The sequence below is a fragment of the Streptomyces sp. NPDC027189 genome, from assembly GCF_055566975.1.
In genome coordinates, this window is record NZ_JBVHRI010000003.1 from 470,471 (window position 1) to 489,431 (window position 18,961).

Annotated in this window: 14 protein-coding genes; 4 read left to right on the plus strand and 10 right to left on the minus strand. The window is 70.6% G+C overall.

Annotated elements, in window-relative coordinates:
- Positions 1-225 precede the first annotated feature (225 nt).
- The 10 genes from ACZ4RZ_RS09995 to rsmH form a co-directional block, all read right to left on the minus strand.
- Positions 226-1,011, minus strand: coding sequence for a cell division protein FtsQ/DivIB (locus tag ACZ4RZ_RS09995; protein ID WP_467743484.1), 786 nt, complete (start codon positions 1,009-1,011; stop codon positions 226-228).
- Between the two features lie 25 nt (positions 1,012-1,036).
- The gene (gene murG / locus ACZ4RZ_RS10000; RefSeq protein ID WP_467743485.1) at positions 1,037-2,128 is read right to left on the minus strand and encodes an undecaprenyldiphospho-muramoylpentapeptide beta-N-acetylglucosaminyltransferase; all 1,092 of its coding nucleotides are present in this window, start codon (positions 2,126-2,128) and stop codon (positions 1,037-1,039) included.
- Between the two features lie 6 nt (positions 2,129-2,134).
- Positions 2,135-3,499: a putative lipid II flippase FtsW gene (ftsW, locus tag ACZ4RZ_RS10005; RefSeq protein ID WP_467743486.1), complete on the minus strand. Its 1,365-nt coding sequence runs from the start codon at positions 3,497-3,499 to the stop codon at positions 2,135-2,137.
- A 213-nt stretch (positions 3,500-3,712) separates the two neighbouring features.
- Positions 3,713-5,140, minus strand: coding sequence for a UDP-N-acetylmuramoyl-L-alanine--D-glutamate ligase (gene murD, locus ACZ4RZ_RS10010; protein WP_467743487.1), 1,428 nt, complete (start codon positions 5,138-5,140; stop codon positions 3,713-3,715).
- The gene (gene mraY / locus ACZ4RZ_RS10015; protein ID WP_467743488.1) at positions 5,122-6,195 is read right to left on the minus strand and encodes a phospho-N-acetylmuramoyl-pentapeptide-transferase; all 1,074 of its coding nucleotides are present in this window, start codon (positions 6,193-6,195) and stop codon (positions 5,122-5,124) included. Before mraY ends, murD begins: the two co-directional genes overlap by 19 nt.
- Complete coding sequence (locus ACZ4RZ_RS10020) at positions 6,192-7,598, minus strand: UDP-N-acetylmuramoyl-tripeptide--D-alanyl-D-alanine ligase (protein WP_467743489.1); 1,407 nt, start codon at positions 7,596-7,598, stop codon at positions 6,192-6,194. Before ACZ4RZ_RS10020 ends, mraY begins: the two co-directional genes overlap by 4 nt.
- 4 nt (positions 7,599-7,602) lie before the next feature.
- Positions 7,603-9,123 (minus strand): UDP-N-acetylmuramoyl-L-alanyl-D-glutamate--2,6-diaminopimelate ligase, encoded by a 1,521-nt coding sequence (locus ACZ4RZ_RS10025; protein ID WP_467743490.1) that lies wholly within the window; start codon positions 9,121-9,123, stop codon positions 7,603-7,605.
- 191 nt (positions 9,124-9,314) lie between these two features.
- A complete protein-coding gene (locus ACZ4RZ_RS10030) occupies positions 9,315-11,267 on the minus strand; it encodes a peptidoglycan D,D-transpeptidase FtsI family protein (RefSeq protein WP_467743491.1) in 1,953 nt (650 codons plus the stop codon).
- Positions 11,268-11,272: 5 nt separating this feature from the next.
- The gene (ftsL, locus tag ACZ4RZ_RS10035; RefSeq protein WP_467743492.1) at positions 11,273-11,785 is read right to left on the minus strand and encodes a cell division protein FtsL; all 513 of its coding nucleotides are present in this window, start codon (positions 11,783-11,785) and stop codon (positions 11,273-11,275) included.
- Positions 11,786-11,807: 22 nt separating this feature from the next.
- Positions 11,808-12,764 carry a 16S rRNA (cytosine(1402)-N(4))-methyltransferase RsmH gene (gene rsmH / locus ACZ4RZ_RS10040; RefSeq protein WP_467743493.1) on the minus strand — a complete coding sequence of 319 codons (957 nt, stop codon included), beginning with the start codon at positions 12,762-12,764 and terminating at the stop codon, positions 11,808-11,810.
- A gap of 422 nt (positions 12,765-13,186) precedes the next feature.
- On the opposite strand from rsmH, the gene ACZ4RZ_RS10045 reads away from it, so the two are divergent.
- From ACZ4RZ_RS10045 to ACZ4RZ_RS10060, 4 genes are all read left to right on the plus strand, one after another.
- Complete coding sequence (locus tag ACZ4RZ_RS10045) at positions 13,187-13,735, plus strand: beta-class carbonic anhydrase (protein ID WP_467743494.1); 549 nt, start codon at positions 13,187-13,189, stop codon at positions 13,733-13,735.
- Positions 13,736-13,999: 264 nt separating this feature from the next.
- A complete protein-coding gene (locus tag ACZ4RZ_RS10050; protein ID WP_467743495.1) occupies positions 14,000-15,037 on the plus strand; it encodes an AAA family ATPase in 1,038 nt (345 codons plus the stop codon).
- Positions 15,037-16,401, plus strand: a complete 1,365-nt coding sequence (locus ACZ4RZ_RS10055; RefSeq protein ID WP_467743496.1) for a DUF58 domain-containing protein — start codon at positions 15,037-15,039, stop codon at positions 16,399-16,401. The genes ACZ4RZ_RS10050 and ACZ4RZ_RS10055 overlap by 1 nt, the downstream gene beginning before the upstream one ends.
- Entirely contained in the window at positions 16,398-18,788 is a 2,391-nt protein-coding gene (locus ACZ4RZ_RS10060) for a transglutaminase TgpA family protein (RefSeq protein ID WP_467743497.1), read from the plus strand. Before ACZ4RZ_RS10055 ends, ACZ4RZ_RS10060 begins: the two co-directional genes overlap by 4 nt.
- Positions 18,789-18,961: the final 173 nt, after the last annotated feature.

Consider the following 18,961-nt stretch of genomic DNA (forward strand, 5'->3'; position numbering starts at 1 on the left):
ATCCGACGACTGATGCCGAATGGGACGGTCCGAACGCCGACCCGAACCCTAACGCTGAAGTTTAGGGTTACCAGTGTGTCTGTTCCTTGGACTCTTCCGAACAGGACACTAAGTCGACAAGTGGCGCACGTTCAACGAACACGCCGAACCTCCCGTTTTTCTTTTCACCCTATGTGATCAGGCGTAGCACTGCCCAACCAGGGTGCTGGCCTGCGCGGATGTACGTCAACTCCCCGATGACGCAGGGGCGGTGGGAGCGCTTACGTCGAAGTGCCGGGCTCCGGGAGCGGCTTTCATGAGAGCGGTAAGTGTCCTGGCCTTCGCCCGGCCCTTCTCGCCACTGCCCCACTCGACAGTGCGGCCGTCCTTCAACTCCAGCGAGATGGAGTCGTAGGAACGGACCTTGAGGGTACGAGTGTCACGGGCGACGGCGGCCGGAATGTCACCGGCGACCCGCACGGCCTCGCGCACCAGCCGGTCGGTGCCGAAGCGGCGCAGCTCCGCCGACCGGGACACCGTCAATTCCAGTGTGGGCACGCCCTTCGGAGCGTCGGAAACCGTGGCGTATCGCACGCCCTTGGCGTCCACTTCGATGAACTTTGCGCCCTTTTCGACAATCAGGACCGGAGTACGTTCGGTCACTTTCAGACCGATTCCATGCGGCCAGGAACGGACGACATCAACCGAGTCAATTCGGGGCAATTTCCGGCGCAGTCGTTCCTCAATGGCATCGGTGTCGACGGAAATCAGAGGGGATCCGACCGGAACATCGGCCGCTTCTCGCACCTGCTCGGCGGTCAGTACCCGCATCCCGGAAGCCGATACGCGCTCCACGCGCAGCCACTGCGAGCCGTACAGGACCCAGACCGAAGCGGCTCCGGCCAACACCACGGCGATCAAAAGGATGATGAGCGTACGAAGGCGACGCAGCCGCCCGAGACGGGGTGGCCGGGGCGGGCCGGACTCCAGCTGCTGCCGTTCGCCGCGCTCGGCGGTGTTCGGTCCGGCCACGCTCCCTGCCTTCCCTCATGCGGTGCTAGTGACGGCGAGAGGCGATCGCCTCGTACACCATGCCGACGAGCAGGTCGTCGGCGTCCCGGCGGCCGAACTCGCTGGCGGCACGGGACATCTCGTACAGCCGGTGCGGGTCGGCGAGCACGGGCAGCACGTTCTGCTGCACCCACTGGGGCGTCAGCTCCGCGTCGTCGACGAGCAGTCCACCGCCGGCCTTGACCACCGGCTGGGCGTTCAGCCGCTGTTCGCCGTTGCCGATGGGCAGCGGGACATAGGCGGCGGGCAGCCCGACGGCGGAGAGTTCGGCGACGGTCATCGCGCCCGCGCGGCAGAGCATCATGTCGGCCGCGGCGTACGCGAGGTCCATCCGATCCACGTACGGTACCGGGATGTACGGGGGCATCCCCGGCATCTGGTGCACCTGCGGCAGTTCGTTCTTCGGGCCGACCGCGTGCAGGATCTGGATCCCCGCCTGCTGGAGGTACGGGGCCGCCTGCTGAACCACCTCGTTCAGGCGGCGGGCGCCCTGCGAGCCGCCGGACACCAGCAGGGTCGGCAGCGCGGGGTCGAGGCCGAACGCGGCGCGCGCCTCGGGGCGTACGGCGGCCCGGTCGAGGGTGGCGATGGAGCGGCGCAGCGGGATGCCGATGTAGCGGGCGTCGCGCAGCTTGCTGTCCGGCGTGGAGACGGCGACCCGGGCGGCGTACCGGGAGCCGATCTTGTTGGCGAGACCCGGCCGGGCGTTGGCCTCGTGGATGACGATCGGCACGCCCAGGCGCTTGGCCGCGAGGTAGGCGGGCAAGGCGACATAGCCGCCGAAGCCGACGACCGCGTCCGCCTTGGTGCGCTCCAGGATCTGCTCGGCCGCCTTGATCGTGCCGCGCAGCCGTCCGGGGACGGTGATCAGCTCGGGCGTGGGCTTGCGCGGCAGCGGGACGGCGGGGATCAGCGCGAGTTCGTAGCCGCGCTCGGGTACGAGTCGGGTCTCAAGTCCGCGTTCCGTGCCCAGGGCCGTGATTCCCACGGTCGGGTCCTGCCTGCGCAGGGCGTCCGCGAGGGCGAGCGCGGGCTCGATGTGGCCGGCGGTCCCCCCGCCGGCGAGTACGACATGCACCGAAATTCACCGCTCTCCGGACGAACGCGCCGCGGCGCGCCGTCGCATCGTGTTCCATCTCCGAGGCCCCGCGGCCCCCACGGAGCCTCTCACCGCAGCCCGCTTTCTACCAAAGCGAGATTGCCGCATCGCAAGCGCCGCCCGCGCAGCGGGCTCGTCGCGTGCGAAGGCGATCAGCAGCCCGATGGCGAACATGGTCGGCAGCAGGGCGGAGCCCCCGTAGGAGAACAGCGGGAGCGGGACTCCGGCGATCGGCAGCAGACCGAGCACCGCACCGATGTTGATCACGGCCTGGGCCGTGATCCAGGTGGTCACGCCTCCCGCGGCATACCTCACGAAGGGGTCCTCCGTGCGTCCGGCCACGCGGATACCCGCATAGCCTAGAGCCGCGAAGAGGGCGAGCACCGACAGCGTCCCCGCGAGGCCCAGTTCCTCACCGGTGACGGCGAAGATGAAGTCGGTGTGGGCTTCGGGCAGTTGGCCCCATTTTTCCACGCTCGCACCGAGTCCGGAACCGAAGAGCCCGCCGGAGGCGAGCGCGTAGATCCCGTGCACGGCCTGCCAGCACGAGGTGACGCCGGTGCCGGGTTCGGTGGCGCCGATGCAGGAGAACCGGGCCATACGGTTCGGGCTGGTCTTGATGAGGATCACACCGAGCGTGCCGGCGATGGACAGCACGCCGACGAACAGCCGGGTCGGCGCGCCCGCCAGCCAGAGCAGTCCGAACAGGATCGCGGTGAGAATGATCGCCGTCCCCATGTCGCCGCCGAGCATGATCAGCCCGAGCAGCATGAACGCCACCGGGACGAGCGGCACCAGCATGTGCTTCCACTGCGTGAGCAGCCGCTTGTCCTCCTTGCGGGCGATCAGGTCGGCGCCCCACAGCACGAGGGCGAGCTTGCCGAACTCGCTGGGCTGGATCTGGAAGGAGCCGCCGAGGGAGATCCAGTTCTGGTTGCCGTTGATCGCGACTCCTATCCCGGGCATCTGCACCAGGATCATCAGGAAGACCGACCCGGCCAGCATCGGATACGCCAGCGCCCGGTGCAGCTTCACCGGCATCCGCGAGGCGACGAGCAGCAGCACCCCGCCGATCACGGCCGCCAGGAACTGCTTGCGGAAGAAGTACGACCCCGGCAGCGACAGCTGCAGCGCCGTGATCTGCGACGCCGAGTACACCATCACCAGCCCGAGCACCGTGATCAGCAGACTGCCGCCGAGGATCAGGTAGTACGCGGTCAGCGGCCGGTCCCAGGCCTTGCGGGCGCGGATGTAGAGGCGTCGTACGCGATTCTCGCGCGACGCCCGGGCTACCGGGGACCGTCCGGTGGCCCGCTGGACCGGGGGGCGGCCGGTACGGCTGCCGGCCATCACCGGCTCCACTCGCCGCGGAAGGCGGCGCCGCTCCCGCTGTGGGAGGGCGTCCCGCTGGGGGTCCCGCGTGGCCGTTCAGGCACGGGGGGAAGGACGGGCCGGCACAGCGCCGTACCACCGGCCGAAAGCCGCCTATGAAGCGCCGACCACGATGGCGTCACGCGTCCCTCCCAAGGGTCCCGGGCGCCCCGGACCAGCTCCGACCCGCCGTCAGGCACTAGCGGCGCCGAGTTCGCGCACCGCCTCCGCGAACGCGTCCCCGCGTTTGTTGTAGTTGGCGAACATGTCCATGGACGCACAGGCCGGCGCCAGCAGAACGGTGTCCCCTGGCCCGGAGAGCCGTGCGGCCTCCTGAACCGCCGCGAGCATCGCCCCAGTGTCGGTCCGCTCAAGGTCGACGACGGGTACTTCCGGCGCGTGTCGCGCGAGCGCTTCCCGGATGAGGGCACGGTCGGCACCGATCAGGACAACGCCCCGAAGCCGCCGTGCCGACTTGGCGACCAGCTCGTCGAAGGTCGCGCCCTTGGCAAGCCCGCCCGCGATCCACACGATCGACTCGTACGCCGCCAAAGAGGCTTCCGCGGCATGTGTGTTGGTGGCCTTGGAGTCGTCGACGTACGCGACCCCGTCCACGTCGGCGACGTGCGCGATGCGGTGGGCGTCGGGCTCAAAGGCCCGCAGCCCGTCGCGTACCGCCTGGGCGGGCACTCCGAAGGCGCGCGCCAGGGCCGCCGCCGCAAGGGCGTTGGCGATGTTGTGCGGGGCGGGCGGATTGACGTCCGACACCTCCGCCAGCTCCTGGGCGTTCTTCTGCCGGTTCTCGACGAAGGCGCGGTCGACCAGGATGCCTTCCACGACGCCGAGTTGGGACGGCCCGGGCGTGCCGAGTGTGAAGCCGATCGCCCGGCAGCCCTCCTCGACGTCCGCCTCGCGCACCAGGTCCTCGGTGGCCTTGTCGGCCACGTTGTAGACGCAGGCGACCCGATTGCCTTCGTAGATACGGCCCTTGTCGGCGGCGTACGCCTCCATCGAGCCGTGCCAGTCGAGGTGATCGGGCGCCAGATTCAGTACGGCGGCGGAGTGGGCGCGCAGCGAGGGCGCCCAGTGCAGCTGATAGCTGGAGAGTTCGACGGCGAGCACGTCGTACTTCTCCTCGCCGAGGACCGCGTCAAGGAGCGAGACGCCAATATTGCCGACCGCCGCCGTGCGCAGTCCGGCCGCCTTCAGGATCGAGGCGAGCATCTGGACGGTCGTGGTCTTGCCGTTGGTGCCGGTGACCGCGAGCCAGGGCGCGGCGTCGGGGCCGCGCAGCCGCCAGGCGAGTTCGACGTCGCCCCAGACCGGAACGCCCGCCTCGGCGGCCGCGGCGAACAGCGGCTTGTCCGGCTTCCAGCCGGGCGCGGTCACGATGAGCTCGGTGCCCTCGGGCAGGGTCGCGCCGTCACCGAGGCGCACGGTGATGCCGAGCGCCTCCAGCTCCGCGGCCTGGACCCGGGCGCGCTCGTCATCGCCGTCGTTGACGACCGTGACGACCGCGCCGAGGCCGTGCAGCACCTTGGCCGCCGGGATGCCGGAGACGCCGAGCCCGGCGACGGTGACGATCTTGCCCTGCCAGTCGGTCACTTCTTGGCTGCCCATCCTGCGTAGAAGAGGCCCAGACCCACAATGACGCACATGCCCTGAATGATCCAGAAGCGGACCACCACAAGGACTTCGGACCACCCCTTGAGTTCGAAGTGGTGCTGGAGCGGTGCCATGCGGAAGACGCGCTTGCCGGTCAGACGGAAGGAGCCGACCTGGATGACGACCGACATGGTGATCAGGACGAAGAGACCGCCGAGCAGCGCGATCAGGAACTCCGTGCGGGAGCAGATCGCCAGACCCGCGAGCGCGCCACCGAGAGCCAGCGAACCGGTGTCGCCCATGAAGATCTTGGCGGGCGAGGTGTTCCACCACAGGAAGCCGAAGCAGGCGCCCATCAGCGCGGAGGCGACGACCGCGAGGTCGAGTGGATCTCGTACTTCGTAGCAGGCGGCCGGGTTGGTCAGGGTCGCCGCGTTGGCGCAGGACTCCTGGAACTGCCAGACGCCGATGAAGGTGTACGCGCCGAAGACCATCACGGAGGCGCCGGTGGCGAGGCCGTCCAGACCGTCGGTCAGGTTCACGCCGTTCGACATGGCGAGGATCATGAACAGGGCCCAGACCACGAAGAGCACCGGTCCGATGGACCAGCCGAAGTCCTGGACGAAGGAGAGCTTCGTGGAGGCCGGAGTGTTGCCGCGGTTGTCCGCGAACTGCAGCGAGAGCACCGCGAAGGCGATACCGACGGTCAGCTGGCCGGCCATCTTCGCCTTGGCCCGCAGACCGAGCGACCGACGCTTGACGATCTTGATGTAGTCGTCCAGGAAGCCCACCAGGCCCATGCCCGCCATCAGGCCGAGCACCAGCAGTCCGGAGAAGGTCGGCGGCTTGCCGGTGATCACCTTGCTCATGAAGTACGCGATGAGCGTCGCGAGGATGAAGGCGATACCACCCATGGTCGGCGTACCGCGCTTGCTGTGGTGCTCTTTCGGCCCGTCGTCACGGATGTACTGGCCGTAGCCCTTGCGGGCAAGCAGCTTGATCAGCAGCGGGGTGCCGACCAAGGTCAGGAAGAGGCCAATGACTCCTGCGAACAGGATCTGCTTCATCATCGGGCGGCAACCTCACCCTCGGCACCGCTGTCGAGCAGCGCCTGCGCCACCCGTTCGAGCCCGACCGACCTGGACGCCTTCACGAGTACGACGTCCCCTGGGCGCAGTTCACTGCGCAACAGGTCGACAGCCGCCTGTGCGTCGGACACGTGCACCGACTCCTCACCCCACGAACCCTCGTTATATGCGCCCAGTTGCAGCCAGGACGCTTCCCTGCCCCCGACCGCGACGAGCTTGCTGACGTTGAGCCGGACGGCAAGCCGTCCGACCGCGTCGTGCTCGGCGAGCGCCTCGTCCCCGAGCTCGGCCATCTGACCGAGCACCGCCCAGGTCCGCCGCCCCTTGCCCATCGCCGCGAGCGCGCGCAGGGCGGCTCGCATGGACTCGGGGTTCGCGTTGTAGGCGTCGTTGACGACCGTCACGCCGTCCGGGCGCTCGGTGACCTCCATCCGCCAGCGGGAGAGGGAGCCCGCCTCCGAGAGCGCGAGGGCGATCTCGTCTGCGGACATGCCCAGCTCATGGGCGACGGCGGCCGCGGCGAGCGCGTTCGACACGTGGTGCTCACCGTACAGGCGCATGGTCACGTCACTGCACCCGGAGGGTGTGCGAAGGCTGAAGGAAGGCTGTCCAGTCTCCGTGAGACGGACGTTCTCGGCGCGTACGTCCGCTTCGTCGGACTCTCCGAAGAGGATCACGCGGGCCTTCGTACGGGACGCCATGGCGCGTACGAGGGGATCGTCGGCGTTGAGGACCGCGGTGCCGTCCTCCGGGAGCCCCTCGACCAACTCGCCCTTTGCTTGCGCGATCTGCTCGCGGCTGCCGAACTCGCCGATGTGGGCGGTCCCGACATTGAGGACGAGGCCGATCTTCGGCGGGGTGAGGTCCGCGAGGTAGCGGATGTGGCCGATGCCGCGCGCCCCCATCTCCAGCACCAGGAACCTGGTCTCCTCGGTGGCGCTGAGCGCGGTGAGCGGCAGCCCGATCTCGTTGTTGAGCGAGCCGGGCGTGAAGACGGTCGGCGCCTTGCTCCGCAGCACCTGGGCGATCAGGTCCTTGGTGCTGGTCTTGCCCGCGGAACCGGTCAGGGCCACGAGGGTCGCGCCGAGCCGTTCGACGACATGGCGCGCGAGAGCGCCGAGCGCCGCCTGTACGTCCGCGACGACGATCGCGGGCACGCCGACGGGGCGGGACGCCAGCACGGCGACCGCGCCGGCCCCGATCACCGCCTCGGCGAATTCGTGGCCGTCCACGCGCTCGCCGACGAAGGCGACGAAGAGGCTGCCGGACTCCACCTCACGGGAGTCTCTGACGACCGGTCCGGTGACCTGTACCGCCGGATCCGGTATGTCGTACGTCTGCCCGCCGACGACTGCTGCGATCTCGGCGAGAGAGAGGGCGATCACAAGTTCATCCCTGGGTCTTCTGGATAGCTTCGCGAAGCACTTGGCGGTCGTCGAAGGGACGCACCACCCCGGCGATGTCCTGGCCCTGCTCGTGGCCCTTGCCCGCGACCAGCACGGTGTCGCCCGGCTCCGCGCGGGCGACGGCGGCGGCGATGGCTGCGGCCCGGTCCTCGAAGACCTGGACCTCACCGCGCTCGTGCGCCGGCACCTCGGCGGCGCCCGCGAGCATCGTCGCCAGGATCGCGAGGGGGTCCTCGGAGCGGGGGTTGTCCGAGGTCAGTACGGCGGTGTCGGCGAGCCGGGCCACGGCCGCGCCCATCGGCATCCGCTTGGTCTTGTCCCGGTCGCCACCGCAGCCGAGCACCACGTGCAGACGGCCGCTCGTCACCTTGCGCAGGGCGCGCAGGACCGATTCGACGGCGTCCGTCTTGTGGGCGTAGTCGACGACGGCCAGGTAGGACTGGCCCACGTCCACGCGCTCCAGGCGCCCCGGGACGCCGGGCACGGCCGCGACGCCGTCGGCGGCGGTCTGCGGGTCGAGTCCGGCGACAGCGAGGGCGACGATCGCGGCGAGCGTGTTGGCCACGTTGAAGGGGCCCGCGAGCGGTGACCTGGCGGAGATCCGCTCGTCCTTGGGGCCGACCGCGGTGAACGTCGAGTCCATGGGACCGACTTCGACGTCCTGGGCGCGCCAGTCGGCGTCGGGGTGCCCCTCGGCGGAGAAGGTGACCACCGGGACGGTGGCTTCCTTGGCGAGCCTGCGGCCGTACTCGTCGTCGAGGTTGACGACGCCGAGTTTGCTGCGCTTCGGTGTGAACAGCTGCGCCTTGGCCCGGAAGTAGTCCTCCATGTCGGAGTGGAACTCCATGTGCTCCGGGCTGAGATTGTTGAAGACGGCGATGTCGAAGACGCAGCCGTCGACACGGCCGAGGACCAGCGCGTGGCTGGAGACCTCCATCGCGACCGCCTCGACCCCGCGCTCGCGCATGACCGCGAACAGGGCCTGGAGGTCGGTGGCTTCGGGGGTGGTGCGCTCCGACTTGATCCGCTCGTCGCCGATGCGCATCTCGACCGTGCCGATCAGCCCGGTGGAACGGACCCTCTTCAGGCCGCCCTCGACGAGGTACGCCGTCGTGGTCTTGCCGGAGGTGCCGGTGATGCCGATCTGGAGCAGGTCGCGCCCGGGGTGGCCGTAGATCGTGGCCGCGAGCTCGCCCATCCGCCCGCGCGGATCGTCGACGACCAGGACCGGGAGGCCCGTGGCGGCGGCACGCTCGGCGCCCGTCGGATCGGTCAGCACGGCGACGGCACCGAGACCGGCCGCCTGGGTCACGAAGTCGGCGCCGTGAAGGCGGGCGCCGGGCAGCGCGGCGTACAGGTCGCCGGGACGCACGGCCCGCGAGTCATGGGTGATGCCCGTGACCTCCGCGGTCGACGCCGGGGCGGTGGCACCCAGCTGATCGGCCAGTTCCGCGAGGGGTGCGGCGGAGACGTGAACCGGTCGCGGCGGCCCCGGATATGTCACAGGAACGCCCTTCTGAGTGGTTTGGGACTGATCAGCTTGTGGCACGGCGGTGAGCGTACCGGGCGCACCCCCGCCGGAGCGAAGCGAGGGGTTCGACGGGGGCTGGTTCCCGGAGGCCGGGGTGATCGTTGTCACGAGCTGTTCCTGGTCCGTTGTGCGTGCGGCTGATCAGGGCGTGCGGTCGCAGTGGATCACGGCTTGAAGCTGACAGGCAGGTTCGCGGCCTTCGCCCCGGAGGGCGGGACCTGGAGGGTCTTCAGGGCGAACTCCATGACCTGCTTGTAGATGGGTCCGCAGATCTGGCCGCCGAAGTAGCTGCCGCTGGTGGCGTTCTGGATGGCGCAGTAGACGGTGACGCGCGGCTTGTCCGCGGGTGCGAATCCGGCGAATGACGAGGTGTAGCCGTGGTACTTGCCGGTGGCCGGATCCACGCGGTTGGCCGTACCCGTCTTGCCCGCGACTCGGTAGCCGGGGATACGCGCCTTGATGCCGGTGCCCTGCTCGTCGTCCACGACGGACTCCAGCATCTGGGCGAGGGTCTTCGCCGTCTTATCGCTCACGACCCTTGTCTTCTTGGGCTGGGCGGCGGGGGTGAAGCGGCCGTCGGGCCCCTTCGTGCCCCGCACCAGCGTCGGCTCGATGCGTACGCCGTCGTTGGCGATCGTCGAGTAGACGGAGGCCGCCTGCATCGCGTTGATCGACACGCCCTGGCCGAAAGGAATCGTGTACTGCTGCGACGTCGACCATGTGTCGGGGGGCGCCAGGATGCCCGCGGTCTCACCGGGGAAGCCGAGCCCGGTGTGACTGCCGAGGCCGAACTTGCGCAGATACGAGTAGAGGACCCGGTTGGCCTCCTTCTGCGTGTTGCCGAGCTCGCCGGTCGCCAGGATGGTGCCGATGTTGCTGGACTTGGCGAGCACGCCATTCAGCGTCAGGTACCAGGTCGGGTGGTCGATGTCGTCCTGGAAGAGCCGGTCGCCCCGGTGCAGCCGGTTGGGCACCACTACATGTGTGTCGGGCGTGGCCACGTTCTCCTGGAGGACGGCGGCCATCGACATGAGCTTGGCGGTGGAGCCGGGCTCGTAGGCGTCCTGGAGGGCCGCGTTGCCCATGGCCGCCGAGTTGGCCTGGGAGAGATCGTTCGGATCGAAGCCGGGCGAGTTGGCCATGGCGAGGATCTCGCCGGTCCGGGTGTCCTGCACTATCACGTACCCGCGGTCCGCCTTGGACTTCCTCACCTGCTCGGTGATCGCGTTCTGCGCGGCCCACTGGATGTCCCGGTCGATGGTCAGCTCGACGTCGGAGCCTGCCACGGCGGGCGTCTCGGTGGAGCCCGCGGTGGGCACCTGACGGCCACCGGACTGGGCGTAGCGGATCTTGCCGTCCTTGCCGGCGAGATCCTTGTTCAGCTGCTGCTCGATGCCTCCGCCACCCTTGCCGTCGGCGTTGACCCAGCCCAGTATCCCGGCGGCGAGATCACCGTTCGGGTACACGCGCTTGCTGGCCGGGACCGCGAGGACTCCCGCGAGGACGTTGACCGTGCTCCTGTCCGTCTCGGCCTTGGCCCCGAGCGTGGTCTTGAGGTCCTTGATCTGCTTCCAGACCTGGGGGGTCTGGCGGTGCGCGAGCAGGGTGTAGCGGGTGTTCTTCGCCTTCAGCTTCTTGGCGACGGCGTCCATGCTCTGGCCGAGGATCGGGGCGAGCAGCGCCGCGGCCTGCTCGGGCGCGTCGCTCACCCTCGTCGCCTTCCGCGTGAACATCGTCGGGTCGGCCGTGATGTCGTACGCGTCCTCGCTCGTCGCCAGCTCGACTCCGTTGCGGTCGGTGATCCCGCCGCGCTCGGCGGCCAGCGTGCGCCCGACGTACCGGTTCTGTTCGGCCTTCGCGGCATACGTGCTCGCGTCCACGGCCTGCACCTGGAGCAGCCGTACGACGAAGGCGACCATCACCAGGGTGAGCGCGAGGCTGACCATGCGCAGGCGGGGGCGGGGGCTGCCGAGCCGGATGACGCGGGGGCCGCTCGGCCGGGGTGCGCTCGGGCGGCGTGCGGAGCGGGCACCGGGGCCCGGGCGCCGCTGACCTCCGGGGCGTACGGGCCGGGCGGGGCCGGGCACGCGGCGGCGCGGCGGTTCCCTGTCGGACACTTCCGTCACCTGCCGGGGGTCGTGGAGGGCTGTGCGGACGGGGCGGGGGCCTGGAGGGCGGGGGCGGCCGCGGACGGCCGCGTGGCAGGCGTCGGGGCGGGACCGGGGGCGAGTGCCTCGGGCGCGAGGACCATCGGGATGGGTACGGAGGACCGCTGGGCGGCTCCCGGGACGCCCTTGACGGTGCCGTCGGGGTTGAGGAAGGCCGGGTCGCCGCCAGGGACCATGCCCAGTTCGCGGGCGCGGCGCTGGAGGGCGTCGGGGGCGGAGTAGGCGTCCACGTCCCGCTGCAGGGCCTGCTCCTCGTCGGTGAGGCTCTTGGTGTCCTTCTGCAGGTCGTCGAGGCGGAACGCCCCCTCGCTGAGCGCGGAGTTCAGCACCAGGAGTCCGATGAGACCGCCGCCGAGCAGCAGCACGACCAACAGGACGAAGGGGGTACGGGCGGCCTGTCCGGTACCGACCGGCAGCAGCCGCGCGAGCCGGGCGGCCCGCCCCCTGAGCTCCGGTTTCCTGCTCACGCGCCCTCCCTCTCCCCGCGCCTCACTCGGCGTCCTCCCGGATGCGCTGTGCCCCCCGTAGCCGAGCGGGAGCCGCTCGCCGGTTCTCGGCGACCTCTTCCTCCGTGGGAAGTTCGGCACCGCGGGTGAGCAGCTTGAGCCGGGGCTGGTAGCGCTCGGGGACGACCGGCAGACCGGGCGGCGCGGTGGTGGCGGCGCCGGCCGCGAACACCTGCTTGACCAGCCGGTCCTCCAGCGAGTGGTACGACAGCACGGCGATGCGGCCACCGACGGCGAGCGCCTTCACGGCCGCCGGAATCGCCCTCTCCAGGACGCTGAGTTCGCCGTTCACCTCGATGCGCAGCGCCTGGAAGGTGCGCTTGGCGGGGTTGCCGCCGGTGCGCTTGGCCGCCTGGGGCAATGAGTCACGGATCAGCTCGACGAGGCGCGCGCTGTTGCTGAACGGCTCCTTCTCGCGTTCACGCACGATCGCGGACACGATCCGCTTGGCCTGCTTCTCCTCGCCGTACGCGCGCAGGATCCGCACGAGCTCGCCGGCCGGATAGGTGTTGAGCACCTCGGCCGCGCTGATGCCGGTCGTCTGGTCCATGCGCATGTCGAGCGGGGCGTCCTGCGCGTACGCGAACCCGCGGTCCGCCTCATCGAGTTGCATGGAGGAGACGCCGAGGTCGAACAGCACGCCCTGGACGCGCGGGATGCCCAGGCGGTCGAGCACGTCGGGGAGTTCGTCATAGACCGCGTGCACGAGGGTGGCGCGGTCGCCGAAGGGGGCGAGCCGCTCCCCGGAGAGGCGCAGCGCCTCCTTGTCGCGGTCGAGGGCCAGGAGCCGGGCCTCGGGGAACCGGGTGAGCAGCGCCTCACTGTGACCGCCGAGTCCCAGGGTGCAGTCGACGACAACGGCTCCCGGCCCGGTGAGGGCCGGGGCCAACATGTCCAGGCACCGCTGGAGCATCACCGGGACGTGTCGACTCTGACTCAAGGGGCCCTCTCAGGTCCGGCGCGCCCGTACGCACCGCCGGGTCCCCGCCCGCTCGAGAAGGGGAGGCCTGCTGGCGCCGGGTGAGTGGCGTCAGCCGACCGGGAGCGGGAGGAGGCCGAGCCGTACGTACGCGCCGCGCACGTGGGGAGACGCCGGAAAATCGCCGGGTCTCCGGGGGATAACACCAGCAGGGAGAGCCTCGCCTCCCGCTTCGCGTCACTTTAGTCCACGGTGTCTCGCGGTCAATCAACCGGCATGCGCGTCGCGAGGCCGGACGCGTGCGTAGCGGGAAATCGGAAGGAATCGCCCGGAAGGGTGCGCTTCGGCCCCCCGTGTGGGTTACCTCACAAGAGGACACGTTGACGCTGTTTTTCCGATCTCACAGCAGGACCGGACCTCACGTGACCAGTACCGTCATAGCTATGACGACTTCTGCATCCGTTCCCATTGAACCCGAAGGCGCCATAGCCGATGGCGGCACCGTCACGGACCACCTCGTCGACGCGAACGAGCAGTACGCCGCCGCCTTCACCGACCCCGGGATGGACGCCCGTCCCGTCCTCCACGTCGCGGTGGTGGCCTGCATGGACGCCCGGCTCGACCTGCACGCCGCGCTCGGCCTGGAGCTGGGCGACTGCCACACCATCCGCAACGCGGGCGGCGTCGTCACCGACGACGTGATCCGCTCGCTCACGATCAGCCAGCGGGCGCTCGGCACCCGCAGCGTGGTCCTCATCCACCACACCGGCTGCGGCCTGGAGTCCCTCACCGAAGACTTCCGGCATGAGCTGGAGATGGAGGTCGGCCAGCGCCCCGCCTGGGCGGTCGAGGCCTTCCGGGACGTCGAACAGGACGTACGACAGTCGATGCAGCGCGTGCGCACCTCGCCGTTCCTCCTGCACACCGACGACGTACGCGGCTTCGTCTTCGACGTCAAGACCGGTCTGCTGCGCGAGATCGACCCCACCTGACCGGCTCCGCCTGACCCCCGATAGCCCGCCGTCGGTGCCTCGTGGGACTCTCTCTTCACGAAAAACCCCTGCCTTTCGGCGCCCAAAGGGCCGTAAGACCTGACATATCGCGGCCAGTTATCCACAGGCGAGTGACACGAACCGGTAACGGCAACAAGAATGCGGGTGTGGCGTCACGCGGAACTATTCGCGCGTGGTGTCCGTGTTTCGGGGTGGGCCGGTCCGCACAGGGCGTCGGCCCGAGAACGGGCCGAGGAGGGCCGGGTGACGACCTATGACGATCGAGCGAGCCTTACAGATCTGACCGCCACTGTGGAGCGTGTCCGCAGTTCGGTGGAAGGAGTGATCGAAGGCAAGCCTGAGGTCGTACGGCTTTCGCTGACCGTGCTGCTCGCCGAGGGGCATCTCCTGATCGAGGATGTCCCGGGCGTCGGCAAGACCATGCTGGCCAAGGCACTGGCGCGGTCCATCGACTGTTCGGTGCGGCGTATCCAGTTCACGCCCGACCTGCTGCCCTCGGACATCACGGGTGTGTCCATCTGGGACCAGCAGCGCCGGGACTTCGAGTTCAAGCCGGGCGCGATCTTCGCCCAGATCGTGATCGGCGACGAGATCAACCGCGCTTCGCCCAAGACGCAGTCCGCGCTCCTGGAGTCGATGGAGGAGCGCCAGGTCACCATCGACGGGCAGACCTACGAACTGCCCAGCCCCTTCATGGTGGTGGCCACGCAGAACCCGGTCGAAATGGAGGGCACCTACCCGCTGCCGGAGGCCCAGCGCGACCGCTTCATGGCCCGCGTGTCCATCGGCTACCCCAGCGCGGACGCCGAGTTGCAGATGCTGGACATCCACGGCGGGGTGAACCCGCTGGACGACCTCCAGCCGGTGGCGCACGCGCACGAGATCGTGAAGCTGATCGACGCGGTCCGCACGGTCCATGTCGCCGACCCGGTACGGCGCTACGCGGTGGACCTGGTCGCGGCCACGCGCACGCACCCCGACCTCAGACTCGGCGCCTCGCCGCGCGCCACGCTGCACCTGCTGCGCGCGGCGAAGGCGTCCGCCGCCCTGAGCGGCCGGGAGTTCGCGCTGCCGGACGACGTCCAGGCGCTCGCCGTGGCGGTCCTGGCCCACCGTCTGCTGCCCACGGCCCAGGCGCAGTTGAACCGTCGTACGGCCGAGCAGGTCGTCCAGGAGATCCTGCAGCGCACCCCGGTGCCCGCGGCTCCGCAGCAGCAGGCAGGCTTCACGACGGGCCGCGGCGCGACCGCCTACGGCCAGCAGCCGCCCCGGAGGCTGTGATGACGCAAGGGGGCACGGGGCACACCGCCGAGGAGGACAAGGGCGGGCTGCGCACCGCGCTCGCCGGACTCACCACGCGCGGGCGCTCCTTCCTGGCCGCCGGAGTCGCCGCCGCGATCTGCGCGTACGTCCTGGGGCAGAGCGATCTGCTCCGGGTCGGCCTGCTCCTCGCGGTCCTGCCGCTGGTCTGCGCGAGCGTGCTGTACCGCACCCGCTACCGGGTCGCGGGCAGCCGCAGGCTCTCGCCCGCGCGCGTGCCCGCCGGTTCCGAGGCCCGCGTCCATCTGCGGATGGACAACGTCTCGCGGCTGCCCACCGGACTGCTGATGCTCCAGGACAGGGTGCCGTACGTGCTCGGGCCGCGGCCCCGATTCGTCCTGGACCGGGTCGAGGCGGGCGGCCGCCGCGAGGTGTCCTACCGCGTGCGCTCGGACCTGCGCGGCCGCTATCCGCTGGGACCGCTGCAGCTGCGGCTCACCGACCCCTTCGGGATGTGCGAGCTGACCCGTTCCTTCTCGACGTACGACACCCTGACGGTCATCCCGCGCGTGGAGGCGCTGCCGCCGGTACGGCTGACCGGCGAGGCGAAGGGGTACGGCGACGGACGGCAGCGCTCACTGGCGCTGGCCGGCGAGGACGACATCATCCCCCGCGGGTACCGCTACGGCGACGACCTTCGCCGGGTGCACTGGCGCCTGACCGCGCGCTACGGCGAGTTGATGGTCCGCCGCGAGGAGCAGCCCCAGCGCTCCCGTTGCACGGTGCTGCTCGACACCCGGGGCATCGCCTTCCAGGGCGCGGGCCCGGACTCGGCCTTCGAGTGGGCCGTCTCGGGCGCAGCGTCGACGCTGGTGCACATGCTCGAACGGGGCTTCTCGGTACGGCTGTTGACCGACACCGGCAGCTCGGTGCCCGGCGAGGGCGCCGACGGGTTCGCGGGCGCCAGCCAGGAGTCGGCGGACGCGGCCGGGATGATGATGGACACGCTCGCCGTCATCGACCACTCCGACGGTACGGGCCTGTCGCGGGCGTACGACGTGCTGCGCGGTGGGAACGAGGGGCTGCTGATCGCCTTCCTCGGCGATCTGGACGAGGAGCAGGCGACGGTGCTCGGCAAGATGCGCCAGCGCAGCGGCGGGGCCGTCGCCTTCCTGCTGGACAGCGAGACCTGGGTGCGGGAACCGACGGACATCCCCGGCCCGTTGGACCAGAGCGAGGACCGATTGCGCATGCTGCGCGAGGCGGGCTGGACCGCCGTGATGGTGCCGCGGGGGGCGGGGCTCGCCGACCTGTGGCGGGAGGCGGACCGACAGCGCACGCACTTGGCGTCGACGGGGAGTACGGCGGGGGGTGATGGCTCATGAGCGGGCGCGCGCGACTGGCACTGTGCGCGGCGGCGGCCACGCTGATGGCTGCCTGCGCCATGCTGCCGCTGGTCGACCCGGCGACCTGGATCTTCCAGGCGGCGTTCCTGCTGGCGGTGCAGACCGGAGTGGGCGCGCTGACCCGGCGGGTTCCGCTGGCCCGGCCGCTGACCGTCGCGGTGCAGGCGCTGGTGACGCTGATGCTGCTCACGCTGTCCTTCGCCCGGCAGCAGGCCGTCATCGGGATCGTCCCGGGCCCCGACGCCTTCCACCAATTCGGAGTCCTGCTGCAGGCGGGCACCGACGACGTCGGGCGGTACTCGATTCCGGCGCCGCTGTCCGACGGCATCCGGCTGATGCTGATCGGCGGCGTCCTGGTGATCGGGCTCGCGGTCGACGCGCTCGCGGTGACGTACCGCAGCGCGGCCCCCGCCGGACTGCCGCTGCTCGCGCTGTACTCGGTCGCCGCGGGGCTCTCCGGAGGCGGCGCCGCCTGGCTGTGGTTCCTGCTCGCGGCCGCCGGCTATCTGATGCTGCTGCTGGCCGAGGGCCGCGACCGGCTCTCCCAGTGGGGCCGCGTCTTCGGCGGGGCGCCCCGCACACCGGGCCCCGACTCCGCGGCCGGCGCCGTCGCACCGGTTCGCACCGGGCGGCGCATCGGCGCGGTCGCCCTGGGCATCGCTCTGGTGGTGCCACTCGGCCTGCCCTCCCTCGACGGCGGCCTGCTGGGCCGCGCGGGGACGGGCGTGGGCACGGGCTCCGGGGGCGGCGGCACGATCTCCGCGGTGAACCCGCTGGTCTCGCTCCGCGACAGCTTGAACGTGGACGAGGACCGCCAGGTCATGTCCTACCGCACCAACACCGACGACACCCAGGACCTGTATCTGCGGATCGTCTCCCTCGACGACTTCGACGGTACGGCCTGGAAGCCCGCCCAGCGGCACATCCAGGACGTGCCGGACACGTTCCCGACGCCGATCGGTCTCGGCAGCGACGTCCAGCGGGCCTCGATCCAGACCCGTATCTCGGCGGCCGACTGGTACGCGCAGGACTGGCTCCCGATGCCGTACCCGGCCAGCAAGGTGAAGATCAAGGGCAGCTGGCGGTACGAGCCCGTTGGGCGCACGCTCGTCGGAGACCACGGCCAGAACACCCGCGGCGCGCAGTACGAGGTCACGAGCCTGATCGTGCAGCCGACCGCAGCGCAGCTCGCGAGCGCGCCGGAGCCGTCGGCGGCGATGAAGCGCGAGTTCACCAAGGTGCCGGGGTCGTTGCCTCCGGTGGTCGCGGCGACCGCGCGCAACGTCACCGAGGGCTCGGCCAACCACTACGAGCAGGCGGTCAAGCTCCAGGACTACTTCGCCGTCAGCGGCAGCTTCCGGTACGACACCCAGGTGCAGGTCGGCAGCGGCTCCGCCGCGATCGCGCGCTTCCTGAAGGAGAAGGAGGGCTTCTGCGTCCACTTCTCCTTCGCGATGGCCGCGATGGCCCGGACGCTGGGGATACCGGCCCGCGTGGCGGTGGGCTTCACGCCGGGCTCCCCGCAGGCCGACGGTTCGATGTCGGTGGGGCTGCGGGACGCGCACGCCTGGCCCGAGCTGTATTTCGAGGGAGTGGGCTGGACCCGCTTCGAGCCCACCCCGAACCGGGGCACGGTGCCGCAGTACACCCAGACGGACACGCCCGGCACCGATGTGCCGAACGTGCCGAAGCCGACGCTGTCGTCCTCCACGGCGCCCTCCGCCGCGCCGTCGGCCAGCGAGAGCTGCTCGGCGCAGCAGCGGAAGCTGGAGGCGTGCCCGAGCGAGTCCGCGCCGGCGGCGGTGGGCTCCCACGACGACAGCTGGCCGTGGTTCAAGATCCTTGGGCTGACCTTGGCAGGTCTCCTGATCCTGGGAGTGCCGCTGCTGCCGATGCTGTGGCGGATGCGGATACGGGCCGTTCGGCTCGGCGGGCACGGCCGCACCGATGCGGACGCGGGGGCGTACACCCTGGGGGCCTGGCAGGAGGTGACCGATACGGCGTGGGACTACGGGATCGCGCCGGACGAGTCGCAGACGCCGCGCAAGGCCGCCGCGCGCATCGTCCGTCTCGGGGGTCTCGATCCGACGGCGTCGGACGCGGTGCACCGGCTGGCCGCGGCCGTGGAGCAGGTGCTCTACGCCCCGCATCCGCGACCGGTGGCGGGCCTCGCGGACGACGCGCGGCGCATCGCGGACGCCCTTCACACCTCCGCGAGTCGCGCCGGCCGCCTCCGCGCCCTCCTCGCGCCCCGCTCAGCCATCCGCGTGGCCTGGGCCGCCTCGGCTCGCTGGACGACGCTGAGAGCCCGCCTGGCGGCCCGCCGGGAGTCCTTGCTGCGCCGCCCTTCGAGCCAGAACGGCTGAACACCTGGCAGCACCCTGCGGTCCCTGTCCCGAGCCGGGACGGGGGCCGCGGCCTGGCCACCGCCGGCGCGGGGCGCCGTCGCTTCCGCTACCGCTGCCGTTGTGGGCAATCGTCCCGCAGGGCGGGACGGGTGGGCACAGCCACCAGCACCGGGTGCCGTTGCAACCCAGGT

Excerpts from the sequence above, each read along its gene's own strand:
- ACZ4RZ_RS10060 (WP_467743497.1), top strand. The coding sequence starts at position 16,398 with ATGAGCGGGCGCGCGCGACTGGCACTGTGCGCGGCGGCGGCCACGCTG.
- ACZ4RZ_RS10055 (WP_467743496.1), top strand. The coding sequence starts at position 15,037 with ATGACGCAAGGGGGCACGGGGCACACCGCCGAGGAGGACAAGGGCGGG.
- ftsW (WP_467743486.1), bottom strand. The coding sequence starts at position 3,499 with ATGGCCGGCAGCCGTACCGGCCGCCCCCCGGTCCAGCGGGCCACCGGA.
- murD (WP_467743487.1), bottom strand. The coding sequence starts at position 5,140 with ATGGGCAGCCAAGAAGTGACCGACTGGCAGGGCAAGATCGTCACCGTC.
- mraY (WP_467743488.1), bottom strand. The coding sequence starts at position 6,195 with ATGATGAAGCAGATCCTGTTCGCAGGAGTCATTGGCCTCTTCCTGACC.
- ACZ4RZ_RS10045 (WP_467743494.1), top strand. The coding sequence starts at position 13,187 with ATGACGACTTCTGCATCCGTTCCCATTGAACCCGAAGGCGCCATAGCC.